We start from the raw sequence: 22,797 nt of genomic DNA on the forward strand, positions 1-22,797 counted from the left end.
GGCTAGACCTCAAAAATAGAACACTGGTTCTTATTGTATATGAAAGACATGGATCTGCATATATATGAACACTTCTACTGAGACTTTGATTTTAAATACCACAACAAAACTGCCCTTTAGGTATCAATAAGTGCAAAAAAAGCCCGACAGCGGTAGCTGTCGAGCCTCAGATTGATAATATCTATTAAGTTTTATAAAGTTCACTGTCGACCTTCCTGATTCCAATATGGATGTTTATACCATATTTATATTCCCTCTATTAATCAGCCCTTCACCCCATACTCATCTGTCTCCGAAGGCAACGTCCTTCCCGGAAGCCCGGGAAATCGAAGAGCAAACGGCATAATAATAACCGTGACCACCACGAGCGCGCCGATAGCTAGCACCCTCTCATCCAGAAGCAGCTGCACGAGCAGCGACAATACGATGCCGCCCAAATTACCGAACAGCAGCAGCAATCCCGTTACTGCGCCAGCAGTTCGCGGTTCTGCTTTGGCCTCTGCGAATGACAGGACAATGGGCAAGTCAGCCAGTAGAAGCAACCCTGCCAATGGAAGCAGAGTCATAAACAACCAGGTTGGCAAGCCTGTCGCGAGGAATACGAGCAGCACGATGCTAACCGCGAGCGATAGCGCGAGGATACGCCTTGCCCGATACCCGCGCATGGCGAAGTCCGGCAGGATCGCTGCACCGATAATGCCAGCCGCAGTCATGAGCCCTAGCCCCGTTCCGACCTGCACCGAGTTGAACCCGATTGCATCTGCGAGCACTTCAAGCCATGTCGCCAGCGTAATGAAAATCCCAAAGCCAGCAAACAGAAGCAGGCTAAACAAGCGTACCCACCGCTGCGTCCAAATCTCCCTAATCGTGCAAAGCATAGTTGCGGGTGCTTCATCCCCCGCCGCCACCACATAGAGAGGTGAATGCCGAAGCGCAAGCAGCAGCGCCACACAAGCGAATGCACTAATCAGAGCCTGTGTCCAAAGTACGGCAGGAAGTCCGCCCCATTCCATCAGGAAAGGCACCGTCACGTTGGAGATCATAACGCCGACGAACAGACTCGCCGTGCCGGTAGCAATTGCTATCGGACGCTTCGCTGGTGCCGCATAGAGCGTAGCCATTTTGTTAACCGCATTCAGCACTAAGGGCTGCCCTGCCGCAATCGCGATCTGTCCGACCAGTGAATAGTCATATCCGGGCACAACCCGAATTAACGCCCCAACCACGGTAAGTCCCGCTCCCCAAGCTAGCGCGCCTCGGAAACTACGATCTGCCGCGAAACCAAACGGTATAGATAACAGGACATAAATTAGAGGAAAAACGAGAGATAACCATCCCACGGCATCGACAGAGACGCCCCAATGATCAGCAGTATCGGTCGTGACAGGGGTAAACGTGACCCATAGCATCTGCGTGACAGCCGCAAGTGCGGCATAAGCGATAATGACAGACCAGCGCGAATCTGAGCTTCCTTTATTTGCTCCCATGGTTAGTATCCCTCTCTAGGAATTGATCTTGTCATTGAAACATTCCATTTCATTGTCAAAATTCCTGTAGAGGAAAATAATTATTTCGGCCTTGCACCCGAACCATCAGAAACATCACGATGCATTCGCAGCAAGGGTCCGCCAATGGAGCCCACTGTTCCAATAACGACGAATCCCGCTGATTCATAGAATGCTCTCGCATGATTGGCGGACACCTCGATACGCAATCCGAGATTCGCAATATCGGCGATTAACGCACTTGCAACACCTTGGCGCATACACTCAGGATCAGTAAACAAATCCTCTAGCTCGAGGAAGTCATCGACCGGACGAGCTGTTGCGAAGCCAACAACTCGCGCCCCGGCAACAGCAACATGCACAAACGGCAGCAACGCGTCATCCCACACAAGCCACTCGGGATGGGCGGCGATTAGGTCGTGGTCGGCTACGTTTGTCAGCGATGCTCGGCGATAGACATCGCGTAACGCCCAAACGTCGTCAGCGACTGCTCGCCGGATTTCCAGATCAGTCAATTTAGGCTGTGATATCTGCTCACCATCGTCAGACTGTTGAATCCACATCACTTCCTGCTTCAGGCTATCGATCCGATCTCGGATCAGATTGGAGAATACACTCATACTCTCGCCATCAACGATCGCTTTCTCCAAAGCTTTAATCTCTATGGAAAGAATAAATCTCTTCAGCTCAGCTATATTCATACGATCGATCGCTCCTCGTTTGGCAGCTTTTCCGCCGCAGCATACTGGATTATATACGCCCATATCAAATCTTAGTCTATCGAGCTTTCGCACCCGTTGTCCCTTTCTGGAAATTTGAATCAGTATTGGGACTAATCTTCCAAGTAAACCTAACATAATCGATTCTTGGCATGAGAAGGCTATGCTTGCAACGATAGTCAAAGGAGTGCTATTCCAACCATGCTAATGAAAATCATCCTTCTAGCGGCAATGTCCACTGCATTGAGCGGTTGTCTGCACAAGTCACAAGAAGCACCTAATCACATCAGTCAGCCAAATTCGGTCTCAACGAAGCGGATTATCGAAACTGTGGATCAGCCCCTAATTATGCAGGCGACGAGTACGGCGATTCGATTATTCGTGAATGGTAATCAAGCCACGACGTCCCCGAAGATAATCAGCGGCGCTACCTTTGTTCCCGTACGAGCCGCAGGTGAATTACTCAAGAAGACTGTGTCCTGGGAAGCAGCGACGAAAACCGTCTACATTAATGATAAGAATCAGTCGAACCCGAAGTCCACGAATCATGCTTTAAAATTAATTGTAAACGGGAAACAAGCGAGCACCACGCCAAAAGTAATCAATAGCACTACGTATGTACCTGTACGAGCAGCAGGTGAACTCCTTAAGCAATACGTGACCTGGGATGCCACAATAAGAGCGGTATACATTAATAACCAAGCTCATAGTAAGGTCATCTACTTCCCAGCGGCCCGTTATCCCCAAACTTCGGCTCATATCAAAAGTGCATTGAGTCGAGGTGAATCTCCAATCTGCACCATTGATCGAGGAGGAGCTGATCATAACCGGGAAGAGTCACTCAGCGGCATCCCCACGAAGGACGGCTACGATCGCGATGAATTCCCAATGGCAATGTGTACCGAAGGTGGAACCGGAGCGGATATTGCATACGTCAAGTCTTCGGACAATCGCGGTGCAGGCTCATGGGTTGGCAATCGCATGCATAGTTTCCCTGACGGTACACGTGTACTGATTATTATAGATACGAATACGGTTACCTCTTCTCCGGCAAAACCGATTCCGAAGCCGACGCCAAAACCAACAACGACACCGAAACCAGCTACTAAACCTAGCAATGTGTTTTACAAAAACTGCGCTGCCGTAAGAGCAGCTGGCAAAGCTCCGCTTCGTCAAGGCCAGCCGGGTTATAGCAGTAACCTCGACCGAGATCATGACGGGCTCGCTTGCGAGTGATTGTGTACCCCACTACGAGGCTTCCCACAAGTTCGATTAAAACTTAGGGGAAGCCTCTTTATGCTTTCCTTTAACTGCAATTCAGGATAAATCCAACACAAACGAGGAAACCTAACTGTTAATTCTTTCTAAAGGAGGAAGTCATCCTTTTGTCCACGACTACAGAACAGCTCAGCCCATCGTTGCAGAAGAATGAACTCCTGCTCAAAAATAAATTCAAGAATAGCTATGATATTGTCTTTCGTCGTGTACAAATGTTCGGCGAGCTTGGGGCGCTTCTTATCTATATAGATGGTTTGGTAGATGCCTCAGCGCTCGATAACGTCTTATTAAAGCCATGGATGTTCGGATCTACTTCCCATGAACGGGATGAACGCATCACGTTTGACCATATTCTGGAGCAGCTGTTCCCCGTTGCAAGTATTCAAGTAGCGGAAAGCATAATCGATCTCGAACGAGATATCTTGTCTGGCTGTGCAGCCCTGCTATTTGATGGATATGAGCAAGCTGTCATCGCTGACTTGCGGAGCTTCGAGCATCGAACCGTCGAAGAGCCCTCCACTGAAGTTACGATACAGGGTCCACGCGAAGGATTCACCGAAAGCTTGAATGTGAATACTGCTCTCGTTCGCAGGAAGATTCAGAGTACGGATTTAAAGATGGAGTCCATCACCATCGGCACTCTATCGAGGACGATGATTGTCATCGCCTACATCGACGGACTGGTGAATGAATCGGTCATTGACGAGGTGCGAGGGCGCATTCGCAAGATTCAGGTTGAAACGGTACTTAGCGGCAATGTGATTGAGGAGTTTATCGAAGATCATCCGTTTACGTTGTTCCCGCAGGTTCAGAAGACCGAGCGTCCGGATATCGTTGCCTCAAGCCTTGCAGAGCGGAAAGTCGCCATATTCGTCGACGGCACGCCACTTGTCCTTATCGCCCCTTGTACATTATGGACTGCATTCCAGTCGGCCGATGATTACTATGAACGTTTCATCTATGCGTCCCTAACCCGCTGGCTGCGTATGCTCTTGGTTTTCACATCTCTATTCCTGCCTTCGATCTATGTGGCCATAACGACGTTTCATCCTCAGCTAATCCCGACAAATTTGCTGCTCAGCATCGCCTCTGCTCGCGAAGGGGTTCCTTTTCCGGCTGTGATCGAAGCGCTGTTAATGGAGTTTCTGTTCGAGGGCTTGCGCGAAGCAGGTATACGAATGCCTCGTCAGACGGGTTCGGCCATCAGCATTGTCGGAGCGATCGTCATCGGACAAGCAGCCGTACAGGCGGGTATCGTAGGCGCCCCCATGGTGATTGTTGTGTCGGTAACCGGAATCGCATCGCTTACTACGCCGAGGTACAACATGGGCATCGCATTTCGCATGCTTCGGTTTCCGATGCTCATCTGCTCGGGCTTCTTCGGATTGTACGGTATTACGATGGCGACCTTATTCCTGCTTATTCATTTAACGAATCTGGAGTCGTTCGGAGTCCCTTATCTGAGTCCGGTTGCTCCAACGGAAAGCAGCAAATTAAGAGATATCTTCATTCGTGCTCCATGGTGGAAATTGCAGAGGCAGCAAGTCGGCAAACAAGGAGGCAAATCCAAATGAATCTTCGTATCGTTGCCATCTTCTGCACCGCTTGCTCCATGGTATTCCTAACTGGCTGCTGGGATCGGGAAGAGCTCTCCGATCGGGTATTCGATCTTGCGGCAGCGGCTGATTTGCAGCAGGACGGAACGATTCTGACCTCCGCTCAATTCTTTATCCCTTTCCGGGCAAACACGAGTGGCGGCACTTCGGCTGAGAAGCCGTTCTTTGTCGAGTCGGGCGGCGGGCGCAGCTACTTTGAGTCTATCCAAGTGATGCGACAGAAGCTTTCTCGTATCGTGACCCGTGGTCATCGGAGAAACTTTTACATCGGTGAAGATTTAGCCAAGAAAGGCGTACTAGACATGATGGATGCGTTCACGCGGGACCCGGGCAACCGGATTCGGATGGATATTTGGGTGGTCAAAGGCAATAAGGGCATGGAGGTGCTGAAGGTCCCCTACCCGCTGGAGACAATTCCATCCGTCGCTTCGGTCAAAATCCATCGAGCGGTCGGTGGTTCAACCGGCATATCCTATCTCGGCTTCTTACTCGCTGCGAATGAAGAAGGCAGCTGCCCTACGTTGCCTGCCGTTGATATCGTCCAAGGGGCTTCTCCGCAAAGAACAATCCGCTTCTATGGACGTGCATTATTTAACCGTGATTATCAGCTCGTCGGGTACTTGAATTTTATCGAAGCTTCTTATCGCCTGTGGATTCTTAATGGTCTTAAATACCTTGATATAGCGGAAATCTTCCCAGACCAAGGCGGTGGAATCGTTGGTATCCATATCACCCAATTCGGCAGCAAGCTGACGAGCAGTATTGCAAAAGGAAACAAGGTAAAAATGGAGATTGAGCTAACCGGCGGAGGGGATGTCGGCGAGAACGAGACGAAGCTGGACCTGAGCAAGCAAGAACAGCTGCAGCTCGTACAAGATCGAATCAATACGTTGACAAGTGAGCATGTTCTGGACATGGTCAAGAAGGTGCAGAAGCAATATGGCACCGACGTACTCGGCTTCAGCGCAGCGATCAATCGGCAGCATCCGCAGGCCTGGAAACAAATGAAGGGACAATGGGAGACGATATTTCCGAATGTGGAAGTAACGGTCCGCGTCCATTTGAAGTTAAAGCATATCGGTCTCGTCGGGCCGGCGCTAATTAGAGGCAAGGGGGAGAAAGGTTGAAGATCTCGGGTTATCAGCTATTCTGGCTCATCTACACGCTCGATTACGGGAAGACCGCCATATTCACCATCTCTCCCGCCATTCTAGCAGCCAAACAAGACGCTTGGATGTCTATCATTGTTGCAACATTGATCGGATTAATGACGACCTTTATAGCTGTGAAGATCAGCATGCTTCATCCAAAGCAAACGTTCATTCAATACTCGCAGACCATTCTGGGAAAATGGATTGGAACCCTCATTCTCATTCCGATTTTTCTCATGTGGATTTCGATCACGGGATTGATTCTAAGAGAATTCGCGGACTTCGTCTTCCTCGCCTTATTCAGCAAGACGCCGCTCTGGACAATCAGCATCATCATGCTTGCTGCCGTTGTTTACATCACGTCCACTGGCGGGCTTACCAGTATTGGGCGCTGCAGTGAAATTATCGGACCGATCAGCATCATCGGCAGCCTTCTCATTATTCTGCTTAGCATGAAGGATTGGGACTGGTTCAAGCTAATGCCCGTCTATTCCAATTCGGGCTTGCTGCCCATTATGAAAGGAAGCCTGTTTCCCGCCTCGTTCATTGCGGAATCCTTCATGGTCGTCATGCTGGTTGCCTTTATGCCTCAGCCCAAACGAGCGATGGCAGCATCCATGTTGGGCGTTGCAGCCGCTTCTGTGTCCATCCTGTTCATCACGGTCATCGTGATATTGGTCTTCGGTCCTCATTTGGCCGGGAATTTCGTATATCCCATCTACTCCGTCGTCACCTATATCTCCGTCATGGAGTTTATTCAGAACATTGATGTGATCATCGTCTTGTTATGGATCATCGGCATCTTCATCAAACTCGCCCTGTACTTCTTCGTGACTTGCTACGGAACATCGCAATTGCTTCGCTTTCCGAAATGGAAGAAGAGTATATGGCTCATCACGCCAATCGTATTCGCGATCTCGCTCGTGCCGAGAAATATTGATGATACGATCGATTTCGCTAACTTCTGGCGTGATTGGATCTTCCCCGTCAACCTGGTCGGCATCCCGATCTTGTTGTGGATTGTGGGGTCGATTCGCAAGAAATTCAGTGCACATGCAAAAACCGTATGAAGCGCGAAGCTCCATACGGTTTTTGTTGTTACAGCACTCTTCTTCCCCACATAATCCGATCTTCCCAATTGCCAATCAGCTTCGTTATGGTGACCCCTGGATCTCCATACGTCTGGAGCACCTGATCGTTGCCAATATAGAGCCCAACATGGCCGACAATATTATTTGTCTTGTAACGGCCCGGCGTATAGAAGAAAACAATATCGCCTGGGATAAGGTTTTTGGGTGAAACATACTTGCCCACGGTCGATTGTGAACGAGAGGAGCGCGGCAGGTCGACTCCAACATGCTTGAATATATGCTGGATGAACGAGGAGCAATCGAACTTGCGGCTCTCTGCGTAAGGCGATGCATTAAATTTATAATCCACGCCCATGTAACGCTTCCCATATGCGATAACCTGGTTTACCTTATCTTGATCGGCTGTGTTATTCCCGTTCTCGACATCATTGCCATTGTTTCCGGTGTTGTTTCCATTATTGTTGTCGTTGTTGCCGCTGTTTCCGTCATTGCCCGGACTTCCCCCGCCACCGCCGATGTAGTTCCCGTCTTCATCATAGTTGTCAGGATTATCGTAGTCCGCGTTATCATCGCCTATGCTCTCCGTCGACTGGGCTCGGAATTGATTCGATCCAGGAGGCGTATTTACAAGTTCATTCGTAGGCGGTTGATGTTTCTGCGTCTCGATGATGACCGTGCTGCTGCCGGAGTCCCATCGAACAGGCTGCTGGATTAACTGGGATAACGAACGAAGCTCCAGACAAACGTTGTTGTCGATCATTCGCGGCGCATCGCTCAGCAGAATCTGCTGATCGCCAACCTTAGCTTGCTTCGAGCCTACCTTAAACGTATAAACCGGATCTGCAAACCCCATCGAAGCGGCGTGGCTTTTCGGATTCTCATCATACCGGAACTGCATATACGTAGCCGCCCGCTCCGCAGGTATCCATACGCCGCCTTTCTCTTCCCAATGCCTCGTCTTAATTGTGGATGCTTGCCCTTGCGCCTTCAGATTTACGACTGAGCCTGCAGTGTCATTCTTGGTAACCGTGCCGCCGCCGCTGCCCGACGAACATGAAGAAAGCAGCAGTACTGCGCTTGCAAGCAGCATGGACTTCTTTAGCATCTATCGTTCCTCCCTCAGATGGTGATCAGCTAGTCGTGGATTGATTTTCCACATGGTCATGTAGTATCACCTCATCTGGAGCGAACTATGCGGCTAATCAATTGCCATTGCTGCCCATTCCACACCCGCGGCCCCTACATATGCTGACGGAAAGGGAGTGAACCAAGGTGCCTAATTACCGGATCATCGTCGATTTATCCGACCACCAGTTATATTTGCTCGATGGCAATATTGTCGTCAGAGGCTTCCCTGTCGGCATCGGCAAGATGGTGACCAGGACGCCAACGGGCGAATTCGAGATCATTAACAAACAAGAGAACCCCGGCGGGCCTTTCGGCGTGCTGTGGATGGGCTTGTCCAAGCCGCATTACGGCATCCATGGAACCAATGATCCCGGCTCGATCGGCAGGATGGTATCACATGGCTGCATCCGAATGTATAATGAGGATGTCCTGGCATTGTCAGCGCTCGTCCCTGTGCGTACGAGAGTGACCATTAGGCCGTGAACCCGCTCATCATTTCCGCACAATAGCACCTCAGGTTCACGCAACATTGTGACATGTTGGTGCGTCTACATAGTACAAAGGTCAAAATAATCTATATTCCCGAGGTGAAAGAATGTGAAGAAACCGCTACTCTTTATATCCATGCTTGTAGTGTTATTTCTTGCAATAACGCAGTCGGTGTGGGCATTCTCCGATACGAAGAATGATCCGAATGACGCGAAGCTCCAAGAGTTGCAGAAACGCGGCATTCTAAGCGGCACTGGAAGCAAGAATGATCAATTTAATCCAACCGGCAAGCTGACTTACGCGGCTGGTATTACAATGCTCGTGAAAGGACTTGGGCTTAACATTGATGATCTCCGCTTCTTCAAGAAGCCTGAAGTGTCCGACAGCTTCCCGCTAATGAAAGATGATGCTTGGTATGCGGACACGTTCATTATCGCGGCGTACAATTCTTTGGATCTGGCTCGTGATACGAACCCAGCCGCCAACATGACACGCGAGCAGTTCGCCCATCATCTGTACAAGGCGCTGCTACAGACAGGCAACTATGCTTTTGACGATATGGGCGTTGTGTTAAAGGATCAGGCAGATGTGAATCCGACTTATTTCGGCAGTATTCAAACACTGATCACGACGCATATTATTGGAATTGACGCGAGCCAGAAGTTTAATCCGAAAGCCGCGATTACGCGCAGCGAAGCCGCAGGCTGGCTCTTCAATACGATTAAGTTTGTGGAGGAGCAACCAACGATGCCAGTTGATCAGCCGGATCCGTCGCCTCTCTTTGACGTGAAGCTTACGACGACAGCTGTCAATAACGATGTCAATGCTGTAACAGTGTCCGCACAGGCACCAAACCCAGGCTACGGCGTTAAGATTTCTTCGATTTCCTTCGAGGGCGATCAAGCGATTATTTATGTAGAGCCGACTTACCCGGATAAGGACAAAATGTACCCGCAAGTAATTACCGAAGTGAAAGCAGTCACCTACGTGTCTTCTGCCTACAAGCCGGTTCTCGGCGTATCTGGCAATTCTGTCGGCGGCTCGACCGGCATTATCGGAGGAGGCGGCACTTCAGCCTCGGATTCCGATGGAACAGCGTCATCTCCTGCGGAGAATCAATAACAAGACGAAGAAAGACCCTTCCAGCGACCGAATCGTTCATCGGCTCGGTTCGCTGGAAGGGTCTTTCTTATTCAGGGCATGAAGCCTGCCTGCCCGAAGTAAACCGATCCTTCGGGCATATGCCGCTTCAGCTCATCAACGAAGCGGTCCGCTGTCTCAGGCGTGTAGAGCTCGCTAGACCCAAGCGCGCCATACCGCTCGGCCATCTTGAGCTGCGCCGAGCGTTTCCCGCCGCTGCCGTCGCCGCGGAAGAAGTCATCGACGACGACGCGCGTGACAGTACCTGCGAGCAGCGAAGGGAACGCTTCGCTGCAAGGCAGCAGCGGCGACACGGCCGCTTGCACGGCGATGCCTGCTTCGCGAAGCGTGCGAATCGCGCGCAGCCTAGCGGCGATCGGCGGTGCCGAAGGCGTTAGCTCTTTGCGGACGGCTTCGAGGTCCGTCTCCACCGTCATGCTGACGCGGACATGAGCGCCGAGTCGCTGAAGTAGATCAATATCCCGCTCGACAAGCGGGCTGCGCGTCTGGACGAGCACGAATGCCGGTGGCTCTACGACCATCACCTCAAGCACACGCCGCGTCACCTGCTCCTTGAATTCGGCAGGCTGGTAGGGGTCCGTCGCGGAGGACATGAAGACGGTCACTTCGCCTTTGGTCAGCGCTTTGTGCCATTCTTTGCGGAAGTGCGCTTCATCAAGCGGCTTGGCCTCCACCCACTCTCCCCACGGTTCGTTCCGAAACAAGGCAATGGGCATTCGCCTCACATAACAGTAAGAGCAGCCGAATACGCAGCCCGTATACGGATTCAGCGTGTAGCTATAGCCTGTCAAATAACCGGATGCCGGGTTAAGCAGGCGGATAGGCGATTTCTTCTTCGCACTCTCAGGCTTCCTATCAGCCATCTCTCTGTCGCCTCCTTATCTAGCTGCTTCAGCCTCAGCGATCTCCTTAATGGCCCAATCAATCTCAAGCATGCCAAGCTCGCGCAGATAACCGTTCGCACGCGAGAACGGTTTGCTTCCGAAGAACCCGCGCCGCGCGGCGAATGGACTCGGATGCGCCGAAGCAATCACGCGATGCCGGCTCGCATCAATTGAAGCTGCCTTCTCCTGGGCATGCTTGCCCCATAGAATGAATACAACCGGCAGCTCCCTCGCATTCAGTGCCGCAATGACGGCATCGGTGAACGTCTCCCAGCCGATGCCTTTATGCGATGCAGGCTCCCCTGCTCTCACCGTCAATACATTGTTGAGCATCAGCACCCCTTGCTTCGCCCAAGACTCCAGATAGCCATGCGCCGGAATTTCGCAGCCGAGATCGTCCTTCAGCTCTTTGTACATATTAAGCAGCGACGGCGGCGTCTTGACTCCATGTCTTACCGAGAAGCTCAGTCCGTGCGCCTGCCTTGGACCATGATACGGGTCTTGCCCGATAATGACGACACGGGTATCCGCATAAGGCGTGAACCGCAGCGCATTGAATACATCCGCCTGCTCCGGGTAGATCGTCTCCGATTCATATTGCTCCGTAAGCTGCAACATGAGCTGCGCGAAGTAAGGCTTCTGCGTCTCTTCCATCAGCACGGATGACCAGTCGTTCACAACATTCCAATGCATAGGGCCTCCTGAAATCATGAAATAAAAACCTCCCCTGCAGCCATTCTGACTTTCCATCAGAAAGAAGCAAAGGAGGTGATAATGAGAATAAGCCGAAGACTTCACTATGATTCTATCATGCCCATGTCAAAAGCACAAAGCAACTACTTATGCAGCATATGGAACACTTGCTCAACATCCTTATCGCCACGACCGGACAAGTTAATGATCAGAATCTTGTCCTTCGCGAGCGTAGGTGCAAGCTTCTTCGCATAGGCAACGGCGTGCGAGCTTTCGAGCGCCGGAATGATGCCTTCCGTCCGCGATAGCTCCTGGAACGCTTGAAGCACCTCTTCATTCGTTACGGTGACATACTCCGCACGACCGTTCACTTTCATATGGCTATGCTCCGGTCCGATACCCGGATAGTCCAGACCTGCGGCAATCGAATAAGTCTTCTTCGGATTGCCTTCCTCATCGAGCAGCACAAGACATTTGAACCCGTGCAGCATGCTTGGTACGCCTTCAGTTAGCGACGGAGCTTGATCCGGCTCAACGCCGATGAGACGAACGGACGGCTCGTCGATATAATGGGCGAACGCGCCGATTGCATTGCTGCCTCCGCCTACGCAAGCAAGCACCGCATCAGGCAGACGGCCTTCTTTTTCAAGAATTTGCCGCTTCGACTCTTCACTGATCACCGATTGGAAATGCTTCACCATCGTCGGGAACGGATGCGGTCCAACAGCTGAACCAAGCAGATAGAACGTATTGCGATAATTCGCGATGAGATCGTTCAAGGCTTCGTCGACAGCATCCTTCAGGCGTCCTTGGCCTTTCTCAACCGGAACAACCTTGGCACCGAGCAGTTCCATTCGGAACACATTCAGGGATTGACGGCGAGTGTCCTCTGCCCCCATGTAGATGATGCATTCCATGTCGAACATTGCACATGCCGTCGCCGTTGCAACTCCATGCTGACCTGCGCCTGTTTCCGCAATGACGCGCTTCGCGCCCATTCGTTTGGCAAGCAGAATTTGTCCGATTACATTATTGATCTTGTGCGCGCCCGTATGGTTCAGGTCCTCGCGTTTCAAATAAATTTTGGCGCCGCCCCAATTCTCGGTCAGCTGCTTCGCAAACGTAAGCGGATTCTCACGGCCTACATATTCGCGCAAGTAGTAGCGATATTCTTCATTGAATTCCGGGTCGTCCTTGTACTTCAGAAACTGAGTTTCCAGATGATCTAACACTTCCTGCAGTTCAGGTGGAACGAAGCTACCGCCAAACTCGCCAAAATATCCTCTTTCTGCCAACTCCTGATTCATCTGCTCCAGCCTCCATCGGATCAATTCGTCAACTTATGTAACCCTTTCCATTTTAAGGAGACATGTCCCTTTTTGTCAAAAGGAAGTTGGAGCAAGATGCGTAAATCAAGATTCAATCGCGCTGAAACAGCTTTCGGATGTCGGATTCTGCTTGAATTCGCTCGGCGATAGCCCTGTTGCTTTCTTGAAGCTGCTGCTGAAATAATGGATGCTCTTATAGCCGAGGCTTTCCGCGATTTGCTCCATTGGGAACGCTTTCAAAAGTGCTGACTTCGCTTGCCTGATCCGTTCAGCGATCAGATACTCTTTCGGGTTTTGCCCGACTTCCTGGTTGAACAAGCCGGTAAAATAACTGGGATGATACCCGCACAGCTCGGCAAGTTCACTCACCGACCAGTTCATGCCTGGATTGTCCCGAATCGCTGCAAGCGCAGGCTCAATCTTGCTTAACAGTGCACCCGTCTGCTCGCGAGCAAGCTGGCGGATCAACAGCATGAGAAGCTCCATCAGCAGCGCTCTCAGCAGGAATGGAGAGCCCGCTCCCTCGTCATGGTACTCCTTTACGATACGCATCATAATGGAGTCCAGCCCGACAGTCGAGAAATGATGCGGAAGCTGAACATCGCCTGTGCCGGGAACAAACATATTGCAGCTCACCGGCGGCGTATGCAGTGCCGAAGGATGTACGTCTTTGATCTGAAACGCGGGATGCAGCGGAATAGGCGATTCTTCGTGCCAGGAAAAGTGGAAGCTGAAGTATTCGGATCGTCTCTCTGTAAATAAGTAATGCGGACTGTTCGGCCCATAGAGCACGCTTTCTCCAGGACGTATGCGGTAGGATTGCTGTCCAAGCTTAAGCAGTGCCTCTCCGGAAATAATCGAGAATATTTGCCAATCGGGTATGGTCCTTGGTCCCCAGTGGTACCCCGCGCAGACCTGGTCGCGGCTTGCAAAATTCAATCTAGGCGTCAATTCCATCAAGTTGCTCATTTGCATGAACACAATCACCTCCAATCACTCCAACTTACCATACCTAACATCTGACGTGAACACTCCGTATGTACTACTTCTTGTTTCAGGAATCGACATGACCGAGTTCCGGTAGATTAACTTGCACGGCAGTAAAGCATACGGCTCATCGCGATCGCCGAGCAGCATTCTCACAGCCTGCCTGCCCATTTCGGCGAATGGCTGCACAACGCTATTCGGCGGCACAACCAAGTACGGTGACGAATCCACTTCACCCATGACAAACAGCGACAGATCCTCAGGTATACGGATCCCTGCTGACATCGCCCAGCCTAGAACAGCCAAGCCGGACGTGTAATCCGCAGCAAATACGGCACTACAAGGCGGGTGCTGCTTCATCCAGCCATCCAGCAAGCCTTGCACATCAGCTGCGTTCTCCGTTCGATATACGATCCATTCCGGATCGCTGACGAGGCCGTACTCGCGCAGAGCTTCCTCATATCCGCGCACCTTCTGCTCGTAATTCGATAAGCCCCGCTGCAAGCCGAACAACAGTACGCGGCGATGTCCTGCTGCCAGAAGCTGGCCGACCGCTCTGCGGGTTCCTTCCCGCGTGTCGGAATCGACCCATCTTCCTCCCGCTTCGCGGAATTCAGAACCTAATACGATGAACCTATCTCCAAGCTGAGCTGATTTCACTAATTTGGGGTAATCTTCCAAGCTTGGTGTAATAACAATTCGATGATTAAGGTCATCAAACCTTCCTATATCCTGCACATTGGTAAATTCGACTGGAACCTCATATAAACTCGCGGTCTCACGAATGCCTTCCATCATCTTGATGACAGAGTCATATACGCTAGCGTTAAAGCAGCAAAGCAGGACCGACAAGATCCGGGGAAGCTCCTCCCGGTCCCTCAGACCTGCGTCATCCTTGCTGACAAACGTTCCTCTGCCCTTCTCGGCGTACAGCCTGCCCTCAAGAATCAGCTCCTGAATGGCGCGATTGGCTGTCGCCCAGCTGCAGCCGTACTGCTCCGTCAGCCTCCACCTTCCTGGCAGCAAATCGCCAGGAAGCAGCTTCCCTGTATTTATGAGCTGCATAATCTCACGTTTAATGAGTAGATAATGCGGCACGTCTCCCATTATGTCCTCCTCGTGGAAGGCGGGTCATCTGTCAGTTCAGAGCTCGCAAACTTCCGCCTATTCGCCTTTCGGTAGAGAGCGTACAGCAATACGGCCAGCGCCGTCTCTAAGATAACCAGTAGTATCGAGCGGAGCGAGAGCTCCGCCGCACCGAACGGAAAGCGGATCGCTTGACTGCAGGCTAGGAGAGCTAGCAGCGGTGCGCATAACTGCATCATCCGGCCGCTCAGCATGCCGCCGATCGCGCTTTTGTAGAGGAGATTCTGCATGATAAAGACGGAAGCCAGCCATATAATGCCAAGGCCAATAAATGCGAATAATTTGACCGCATTCCACGACCACGTGCTGATGCCGCTTTCGGTTAGAATCAGGTCTACCACGCTTTGCAGTGACAGCCATAACCATAACCCAATCAGCGAGGGCACGAGGACGAGCAACCACGATAGAAAAGCAGCATTGGCTTTTCTTCTCTCCTGTCTTAGAAAAGGATCCATTCGCTTTATTCCTTTCTGCCTGCGTTTGCGAGCTTCAGCCTTGTCATCAGCAGATTGCGAGTCTCGTCGCTGTCTACCAGCCGCGTCTTGCGGACATAGGCTGCAAGCTTCTTCACCTGCTTCTCGATTTCAGCGGGAGACAGTGACCGTTCCGACCAGAGCTGCGGCAGCTTGCCTGTTTCCATAATCTCCTCCAGCAGCCTGTGCTTCTGCCCGATTAACCGGCCGACTGCGAAACGGATGATATAGACGGTACCAATCATGAAAGCCGTCATCGCCACAATGAAGAAGAGGATCGCTCCTGCAAGCGCGCTCATGATCGGAGAGCCCCTTGGAGAGTCAATTCATCCGCAAGGTGGCAGGCGACGAAATGCTCCTCGCCGACCTTCCTGAATTCCGGCTTTTGCAATCGGCATATATCTTGAGCATACGGGCAGCGCGGATGGAACAAGCAGCCTGCAGGCGGCTTCGCAGGGTTCGCGACCTCTCCTTGCAGCACGATTCGCTCGACCTTCCTGCGCGGATCAGGAACTGGTTTGGCGGACAGCAGCGCTTCGGTATAAGGATGACGAGGTCTGCTGAACATTTCTTCGGTTCTCCCAGTCTCTACCATCCTGCCGACGTACATCACGCCGACACGGTCAGAGATATGTTGAATGACCCCAAGATCGTGAGAGATAAACAAGTAGCTTAGACTGAGCCGCTTCTGCAAATCCTGCAGCAAATTCAATATTTGCGCCTGAACGGAAACGTCTAGCGCACTGACTGCTTCATCGCAGACGACGAACCTTGGATTCGTCGCCAGCGCGCGAGCGATACCGATCCGTTGACGCTGACCGCCGCTGAACGCATGCGGGTAACGATTCATATGGCGACTGTTCAGGCCTACCATATCAATGAGCTGACGCACGCGCTCCCGAAGCTCTTCGCCATGGGCAAGCCCGTTGCAGATCAACGGCTCTGCCACGATGTTCTGGACGGTCATCCGCGGATTAAGCGAGGAATAAGGATCCTGGAAGATAAGCTGCATGTCCTTGCGGAGTTTGCGCATCTCCTTATTATCCAGCTTGTTGAGGTCGCTATTGCGGCCATCGCGATCCTTGAACAGCGTAACCCCTTCGGTTGGCTCGATGGCCCGCAGCACGCAGCGGCCCAAGGTCGTCTTGCCGCAGCCGGATTCGCCGACAAGCCCGAACGTCTCGCCTTCGCGAATATAGAAGCTTACGTCATCCACTGCCTTGACGTAGCCTTCCGTGCGTTGGAGAAAGCCTTTCTTGATCGGAAAATATTTCTTCAGAGACTGTACGTTCACAATGACATTGCCATGTGCGGCTTCTCTGCCATTCGGTTGTCCAAGCTCGGCTTCTTGCACACTCATTGCCCTGCACCTCCAGCGCTTTGGTCCTCTGCAAACAGACACCGTACGAAATGATTGTCTTTCACTTTGATGAGCGGAATATCCGCAGCATCGCAGACGCCGGGCCGCGCTTTCGGACATCTGGAGAAGAACCCGCAGCCCGCAGGAAGGTTCATCGGGTACGGAACAGACCCTTCGATCGATTCCAGCCGTGAATTCCGATGGGCTACCGATGGAATGGAATTGAGCAGAGCCTTCGTATACGGATGCTGTGACCCGTAGAATAACGTGTCGACATCCGTGTACTCGACAACCTTGCCGAGATACATGACGGCCACTTCATCGGACATTTCCGCGATAACGCCAAGATCATGTGTAATGAAGACGACCGAGGTGTTAAACTTCTCCTTCAGCTCGTTGATCAGTTTCAGCACCTGCGCCTGAACGGTCACATCCAGAGCCGTCGTTGGTTCGTCCGCAATCAGAATTTTCGGATGCGAGGCAAGCGCCATCGCGATCATCGCACGCTGCCGCATACCGCCGGACAACTGGTGGGGATACTCATCGAGCCGCTGCTCCGGGTTCGACATTCCCACGTTAGTCAGCGTGTCTAGCGCGATCGTACGCGCCTCCTTCTTGTCCTTAGTTCGATGAAGCAGGATGGCCTCCATGATCTGGTCGCCGATCGTATGGATGGGCGAGAATGCTTTCATCGGCTCTTGGAAGATCATCGCGATCTCCCCGCCTCTGACCTCACGAATCTCTTTGCCATGCTCATCCAGCTTCACTAGATCGGTGACTTCCGATTGCGTTTGCTCGCCGCCTCGATTGCGTTTAAGGAGAATCTCGCCTGCTACCTTGCCCGGCTTTGGCACGATTCGGAGCAGCGCCTGCGAAGTAACGCTCTTGCCGCAGCCGCTCTCTCCTACTATGCCAAGCGTTTTCCCTTTGCGGATGATAAGATCCACGCCATCAACAGACTTAAGAATTCCTTCATCCAGATGAAAGTGTACCTGAAGGTCGGTGACCTGCAAGATGACGTCCGAATCCTCGATATGAGCGGCCAGAGGCCGTTTCGGCATATTGATACTCAATTCGCTCGGCCTCCTTATTTATAGGGATCGGCTGCGTCACGAAGCCCATCGCCCAAAAAGTTGAACATCAACACGGTAACGACGATCATTGCCGCAGGCCATAGCATCCATGGATGGTGGGCAAGCGTCTCGAGGTTCTGCGAGTTTTGAAGCAGTACGCCCCAGCTGACAACCGGCGGTGCAAGCCCGATTCCGAGGAAGCTGAGCGCCGTCTCGCCAAGAATCGTCGCTGGAATGGATAGCGTCACCGTAACGATCGTATAGCTGGCGAACGAAGGCAGCAGATGCTTGCGGATGATCCGCAGGTCGCTCGCGCCGGCGAGCCTTGCCGCCATCGTGAAGTCTTCCTCGCGCAAAGACAATATCTTACCCCTTACGACGCGAGCAAGCCCGGTCCAACCAATAATCGAGAAGATGATGATCATTCCAAAATAAATCTCGAGCGCTGACCAATCCCTTGGAAGCGCGCCAGATAACGCCATCCATAACGGAATCGTCGGAATACAGATGAGCAAGTCGATCGTTCGCTGCACGATCGTATCGGTCACGCCGCCGAGATAGCCGGATAGGCCGCCGAGCAGCAGTCCGAGAATCAATGTCAGCACGATGCCAAGCACCCCGAAGGAGAGTGAGATTCTTCCGCCGTACAGGATGCGGGAGAACATATCGCGCCCGAGATCATCCGTCCCGGAGAGAAACAAGGGAGCATTCTGGTCCTTCGTTCCGAACAGATGGATGTTGGTCTTAAACAACCCCCACATGCTGTATTCCGGACCTTTGACGAAGAAGTGAATGTAATATTTCTTCGACGTATCCGCCTGGAATGTGCGAAGGAACGTTTCTTCATTGATCTGCATTTTCATGTCATAGACGAATGGACGCAGGCTAAAGCCTGATTCTTTATCGTAGAAGTGAAGCCCCTGCGGAGGCGCATTCTTATAATCGGTATAACGGTCAAGCGGCAGATGCGGCGACAGAAACTCGCAGAACATCGCGGACATATAGAGCAGGATGAGAATGACGGCCGCGACCATCGCAACCTTGTGCTTCTTGAATTTCCACCACATCAGCTTCCACTGGGAAGCAACCTGATACGTATCGTCCGGCGGAGCGGTCTTCGAGAATCTTCCCAGACGGAACCATCTTCGCTTCTCTGCTTTTGACGGTACTGCGGTATTCAATCGACAACCCCCCCAAAACGAATACGCGGGTCAAGCCACGCGAGCAGAATATCGGAGATCAACGTCCCGATTACGGTCAGTACGCTAACAATGAGCAGGAAGCTGCCTGCGAGGTACATGTCCTGAAACATCAGCGCCCGAAGCAGAATCGGCCCGGTCGTCGGCAAATTCATAACGATGGACACAATGGCTTCGCCCGATATGAGCGCGGGAAGCGTCCAGCCGATGGTGCTGATGAGCGGATTCATCGCGAGACGGACCGGGTATTTGAACAGCAGCTTCGTGCTTTCCACCCCTTTGGCCCGAGCCGTAATGACATACTGCTTGGAGAGCTCGTCGAGCAGCATGCTTCTCATGACGCGAATGAGACCAGCCGTACCGGACATGCCGATGATGACAACGGGTAGAATAAGCCTCGGAAGCATATCCATGATCTTCGCCATGCTCCAAGGGGCATCCACATATTCTGGTGAGAACAAGCCGCTTAACGATACCCCCGTGTTGACGAATATGAAGTACAAGAGTACCAGTGCGACGAGGAAGCCAGGAACGGCAAGACCGATAAACCCGATGAATGTGAATACATAATCAAGGATGGAATACTGCCGCACTGCGGAATAGATGCCGATCGGAATGGCAATGACCCAGACGAATATGAGCGAGATGAACGAGATCAGTATCGTTAGCATCAATCTGCCGCCTAGAACTTCAGTGACTGGCTGATTCCATTGAAACGAGCGTCCAAGGTCGCCATGCAAAATAATATTTTTGATCCAGACCAGATACTGTACGATAAATGGCTCATCAAGCCCGTACTGGCGCTTCAGGTTAAGAATCATGCCGGCATCCACCTTAGTCCCGGACAATTCAAGCTGCTGAATATACGTGGATAGAAAATCGCCAGGCGGCAATTGGATGATGAAGAACACAATAATGCTTATCGCAATCAGTAGCGGGACTAATTGTAGAATCCGATAGCCGATGAAATTAAGCATGTGCTCCCCCCTCTCGAGAATTTATTGAACGGCAAAGCCCAGGCGGCAGACTTAGCTGCCATTTGTCCTGGGCGTTGCCGAGCTTCATCTTAATTGCCGAAAAACAATTGCTCGCCGGCGTAGTCAGTTGCAACTGCAAGTGCATCCTCGTTGCCAACATTGTGCAGCTTCGCGTTGACGATCAGCGGCTGCTTCACGTTCTCAAGCGGTACAATGAAGTAGTATTTCTCGCCAAGCGTCTTCTTGACTTCATTATCAACAATCGCTTTCGCTTCCTGCGGGTTAGCGACAGAGGCTTTGGCGATGCTTTTGTAGAATGCTGCAATTTCGTCCGGCGGCTTAATGCCTTTCTTGCCTCCGGAAGATTGATACAGATTCCAAGCCGGTGCCCAAATCCCTTGTCCCCAGTCACCGTAGTACCACATCGGATCGGCAGCCCAGATAATCGTGGCTTTCAATTCGTTCGCTTCATTGCGCTTGCCCCATAGCGTCGAGTCGATCTTCTTCATCGTCACATCCAGGCCAAGCTGCTTCCACATCTCAACGACGAGCTCGGTCATCGGCATAATATCCGGTGCTTGAGCGCCGACTTCGAACGGAATCGTGAATTTCTTGCCATCCGGTCCTGTACGGAAACCGTCGGAGCCTTTCACCATGCCCATCTCGTCAAGGAGCTTGTTAGCCTCGTCAACGTTGTACGTGGAATCCTGCCAGCTATTAGGCTCCGCGAAGCCGTAATAGATTGAATCGATGATTTCTTTACGGTCTATCGCTAAACTTAGCGCTTTGCGGAACCGCACATCGTTCACGACAGTTGCCCAGTTCTTGTCTTTGCTGCTCATGTTGAGGAAAATGTCTGTCGGCGATACGTGAAGGTTGCTGAGCAGTGCCTTGAAGCCTTTGTCTTGATTCTCGCGGTACAGCGGCATCTTGATCAGGGACGCCGATTCACGGGAGAAGTCGACTTCGCCTGCGATCGTCTTCAGCGTAACCATCTCGATATCTTGCACGAGCGTACTTTGGATCTTGTCGATGTATGGCAGTTGATTGCCTGCCGAGTCAACCTTGAAGTAGTATGGATTGCGTTCGAAGGTTGCCGTCGTATTCGTCTTCTTCGTCATCACCCAAGGGTAAAGCACCGGGAATCCGATCGACTTCGGATTCGTCAGCTCCCAGTTCGTGATGTCCTTCTCGTTGAACAAGTTCACCCATTCGCCCTTCTTGAATCCGGCTTTCTTGATTGCCGGCTCCAAGGTCTCAAGCGGTGTATATTTGGTGTGGAATTGCTTCAAGTAGTGAGATGGCTTGAGCAAATCCGAGTAACCGCGCCAGCCTTGAACCGCAAGGCTGAGCAAGAAGCCGCCGTAAGGTTGATCAAAGCTCAGCTTGAATGTGTATTCGTCGACGAACTCGTAGGTGAAAGGCTTGCCGTTCGGATCGCCCGCCGAGTTCATCCAAGCTGGGAAAATCGGCGTTAGGTCTTTATTGAACAGGACGTCCTCGATGGTGAATTTAACATCATCGATCGTTACCGGCTGGCCATCCGACCACTTCAGACCTTTCCGCATGTGGAACGTAAAGGATTTCTCGTCATCGCTCATTTCATAACCCTTCAGGACATTGCCCGTTACTTCCTTACCAAGAAGGCCCGGCGTGTTGAGCAGCGCCTCGTCGTTCATGATGAATACGTCCGCATCCCAGTCAACGACTGAGGTAACCGTGCGAAGCGTACCGCCGTATGTACCAATCTCATATTTCAGCAAGTTGCTAGGCAATTCGTTCGTAACCTTGAAGTCTTCCGGCAACCGATCCTTCAGTGGAGTTGCGAAACTCTCCAGCGTCGGCGATTGCTTGAATTCCGTCGGAATTGCCTCCTCGGTTGCAGGGGCTGTATCCTCCGCTGTAGCAGTATTCGAATCGTCCTGCTTCGTTTCGTTCGTCTTTGTATCTTCTGTCTTCGTATTGTTTGCCTTTGCATTCGTTCCAGCGTTATCGCTGCTTCCGGTGTTATTGGCAGCTCCAATATTGGAGCCCCCGCTTTCGCTCTGACACCCGGTTAAGGCAGCCAGCACAATCATCGTCCCGGCGAGCAGCAGCATGAACGGCTTCTTCATCCTTTTTCTCATCGTAAATCCTCCAACCCCGTAAAATTTGGTGTACCCTACCCTACAGCTAGCCATTTACAGCGACATTCGGCGTTTGGTAAGCGCTTACGAGAATTGCTGGCACAAGACCGATCCACGTATATATATAAGTTTGAACAAGCCTAGCGGACGGTCCTGAATACCGATACGATCGACGAATCCTCCCCTTTTTCAGAACTGCCCCCCGGGCACGTTCCCGATAAATTGCTTCAGCACTTGAGAAGCACTGAAACAATTTCGATCTCATCATACATAATTGGATTTTCATGTGTATTTAGAAAAAAAGAAGGTGAATTTTCGTTTTTTTTAGATTCCACTTATTACGACAAGCATTAGCATCGTTCGACACAAAAAAAACTCCTTCCTACCACTCCAGATTTGCAAGTGATGGGAAG

Annotated in this window: 21 protein-coding genes and 1 pseudogene; 7 read left to right on the top strand and 15 right to left on the bottom strand. The window is 51.7% G+C overall.

The features are described from left to right. Positions 1-263: 263 nt before the first annotated feature. Together AC0YNX_RS12155 and AC0YNX_RS12160 are read right to left on the bottom strand one after the other, a co-directional pair. A complete protein-coding gene (locus AC0YNX_RS12155) occupies positions 264-1,487 on the bottom strand; it encodes an MFS transporter (protein WP_475815931.1) in 1,224 nt (407 codons plus the stop codon). 80 nt (positions 1,488-1,567) lie between these two features. Continuing rightward, positions 1,568-2,206: an N-acetyltransferase family protein gene (locus tag AC0YNX_RS12160; RefSeq protein ID WP_475815932.1), complete on the bottom strand. Its 639-nt coding sequence runs from the start codon at positions 2,204-2,206 to the stop codon at positions 1,568-1,570. Positions 2,207-2,572: 366 nt separating this feature from the next. Between AC0YNX_RS12160 and AC0YNX_RS12165 the strand changes: the two are divergent. The 5 genes and pseudogenes from AC0YNX_RS12165 to AC0YNX_RS12185 all read left to right on the top strand — a co-directional run. Beyond that, positions 2,573-3,247 (top strand): annotated as a pseudogene (locus AC0YNX_RS12165) (stalk domain-containing protein); the annotation flags it as partial. A 96-nt stretch (positions 3,248-3,343) separates the two neighbouring features. After that, positions 3,344-3,460 carry an excalibur calcium-binding domain-containing protein gene (locus AC0YNX_RS12170; RefSeq protein WP_475816237.1) on the top strand — a complete coding sequence of 39 codons (117 nt, stop codon included), beginning with the start codon at positions 3,344-3,346 and terminating at the stop codon, positions 3,458-3,460. 149 nt (positions 3,461-3,609) lie between these two features. Then, positions 3,610-5,076 (top strand): spore germination protein, encoded by a 1,467-nt coding sequence (locus AC0YNX_RS12175; RefSeq protein ID WP_475815933.1) that lies wholly within the window; start codon positions 3,610-3,612, stop codon positions 5,074-5,076. Beyond that, a complete protein-coding gene (locus AC0YNX_RS12180; RefSeq protein WP_475815934.1) occupies positions 5,073-6,245 on the top strand; it encodes a Ger(x)C family spore germination protein in 1,173 nt (390 codons plus the stop codon). The genes AC0YNX_RS12175 and AC0YNX_RS12180 overlap by 4 nt, the downstream gene beginning before the upstream one ends. Beyond that, positions 6,242-7,339: a GerAB/ArcD/ProY family transporter gene (locus AC0YNX_RS12185; RefSeq protein ID WP_475815935.1), complete on the top strand. Its 1,098-nt coding sequence runs from the start codon at positions 6,242-6,244 to the stop codon at positions 7,337-7,339. Before AC0YNX_RS12180 ends, AC0YNX_RS12185 begins: the two co-directional genes overlap by 4 nt. A gap of 28 nt (positions 7,340-7,367) precedes the next feature. On the opposite strand, the gene AC0YNX_RS12190 is transcribed toward AC0YNX_RS12185, so the two are convergent. Then, entirely contained in the window at positions 7,368-8,465 is a 1,098-nt protein-coding gene (locus AC0YNX_RS12190) for a C40 family peptidase (protein WP_475815936.1), read from the bottom strand. A 167-nt stretch (positions 8,466-8,632) separates the two neighbouring features. Here AC0YNX_RS12190 and AC0YNX_RS12195 point away from each other — a divergent pair, with 167 nt between their 5' ends. Further along, entirely contained in the window at positions 8,633-8,971 is a 339-nt protein-coding gene (locus tag AC0YNX_RS12195; protein WP_475815937.1) for a L,D-transpeptidase, read from the top strand. 141 nt (positions 8,972-9,112) lie between these two features. After that, positions 9,113-10,099 carry an S-layer homology domain-containing protein gene (locus AC0YNX_RS12200; RefSeq protein ID WP_475815938.1) on the top strand — a complete coding sequence of 329 codons (987 nt, stop codon included), beginning with the start codon at positions 9,113-9,115 and terminating at the stop codon, positions 10,097-10,099. Positions 10,100-10,170: 71 nt separating this feature from the next. On the opposite strand, the gene AC0YNX_RS12205 is transcribed toward AC0YNX_RS12200, so the two are convergent. The 12 genes from AC0YNX_RS12205 to AC0YNX_RS12260 form a co-directional block, all read right to left on the bottom strand. Beyond that, complete coding sequence (locus tag AC0YNX_RS12205; RefSeq protein WP_475815939.1) at positions 10,171-11,001, bottom strand: SPL family radical SAM protein; 831 nt, start codon at positions 10,999-11,001, stop codon at positions 10,171-10,173. Between the two features lie 15 nt (positions 11,002-11,016). Next, the gene (locus AC0YNX_RS12210; protein WP_475815940.1) at positions 11,017-11,715 is read right to left on the bottom strand and encodes a uracil-DNA glycosylase; all 699 of its coding nucleotides are present in this window, start codon (positions 11,713-11,715) and stop codon (positions 11,017-11,019) included. Positions 11,716-11,858: 143 nt separating this feature from the next. After that, on the bottom strand, positions 11,859-13,022 hold the full coding sequence (trpB, locus tag AC0YNX_RS12215) for a tryptophan synthase subunit beta (protein ID WP_475815941.1): 1,164 nt from the start codon (positions 13,020-13,022) through the stop codon (positions 11,859-11,861). A 105-nt stretch (positions 13,023-13,127) separates the two neighbouring features. Next, a complete protein-coding gene (locus AC0YNX_RS12220) occupies positions 13,128-14,018 on the bottom strand; it encodes a helix-turn-helix transcriptional regulator (RefSeq protein ID WP_475815942.1) in 891 nt (296 codons plus the stop codon). A gap of 18 nt (positions 14,019-14,036) precedes the next feature. Continuing rightward, entirely contained in the window at positions 14,037-15,137 is a 1,101-nt protein-coding gene (locus tag AC0YNX_RS12225; protein WP_475815943.1) for a LacI family DNA-binding transcriptional regulator, read from the bottom strand. Then, the gene (locus tag AC0YNX_RS12230) at positions 15,137-15,631 is read right to left on the bottom strand and encodes a hypothetical protein (RefSeq protein ID WP_475815944.1); all 495 of its coding nucleotides are present in this window, start codon (positions 15,629-15,631) and stop codon (positions 15,137-15,139) included. Before AC0YNX_RS12230 ends, AC0YNX_RS12225 begins: the two co-directional genes overlap by 1 nt. Positions 15,632-15,636: 5 nt before the next feature. After that, a complete protein-coding gene (locus AC0YNX_RS12235) occupies positions 15,637-15,948 on the bottom strand; it encodes a hypothetical protein (RefSeq protein WP_475815945.1) in 312 nt (103 codons plus the stop codon). Next, positions 15,945-17,009: an ABC transporter ATP-binding protein gene (locus AC0YNX_RS12240; protein WP_475815946.1), complete on the bottom strand. Its 1,065-nt coding sequence runs from the start codon at positions 17,007-17,009 to the stop codon at positions 15,945-15,947. Before AC0YNX_RS12240 ends, AC0YNX_RS12235 begins: the two co-directional genes overlap by 4 nt. After that, complete coding sequence (locus AC0YNX_RS12245) at positions 17,006-18,082, bottom strand: ABC transporter ATP-binding protein (protein WP_475815947.1); 1,077 nt, start codon at positions 18,080-18,082, stop codon at positions 17,006-17,008. The genes AC0YNX_RS12240 and AC0YNX_RS12245 overlap by 4 nt, the downstream gene beginning before the upstream one ends. A 14-nt stretch (positions 18,083-18,096) precedes the next feature. Then, a complete protein-coding gene (locus AC0YNX_RS12250) occupies positions 18,097-19,263 on the bottom strand; it encodes an ABC transporter permease (RefSeq protein WP_475815948.1) in 1,167 nt (388 codons plus the stop codon). After that, positions 19,260-20,258 carry an ABC transporter permease gene (locus tag AC0YNX_RS12255; protein ID WP_475815949.1) on the bottom strand — a complete coding sequence of 333 codons (999 nt, stop codon included), beginning with the start codon at positions 20,256-20,258 and terminating at the stop codon, positions 19,260-19,262. The genes AC0YNX_RS12250 and AC0YNX_RS12255 overlap by 4 nt, the downstream gene beginning before the upstream one ends. Before the next feature lie 89 nt (positions 20,259-20,347). After that, complete coding sequence (locus tag AC0YNX_RS12260; RefSeq protein ID WP_475815950.1) at positions 20,348-22,384, bottom strand: ABC transporter substrate-binding protein; 2,037 nt, start codon at positions 22,382-22,384, stop codon at positions 20,348-20,350. Positions 22,385-22,797: the final 413 nt, after the last annotated feature.

This window comes from Paenibacillus sp. J31R98, from assembly GCF_056269245.1.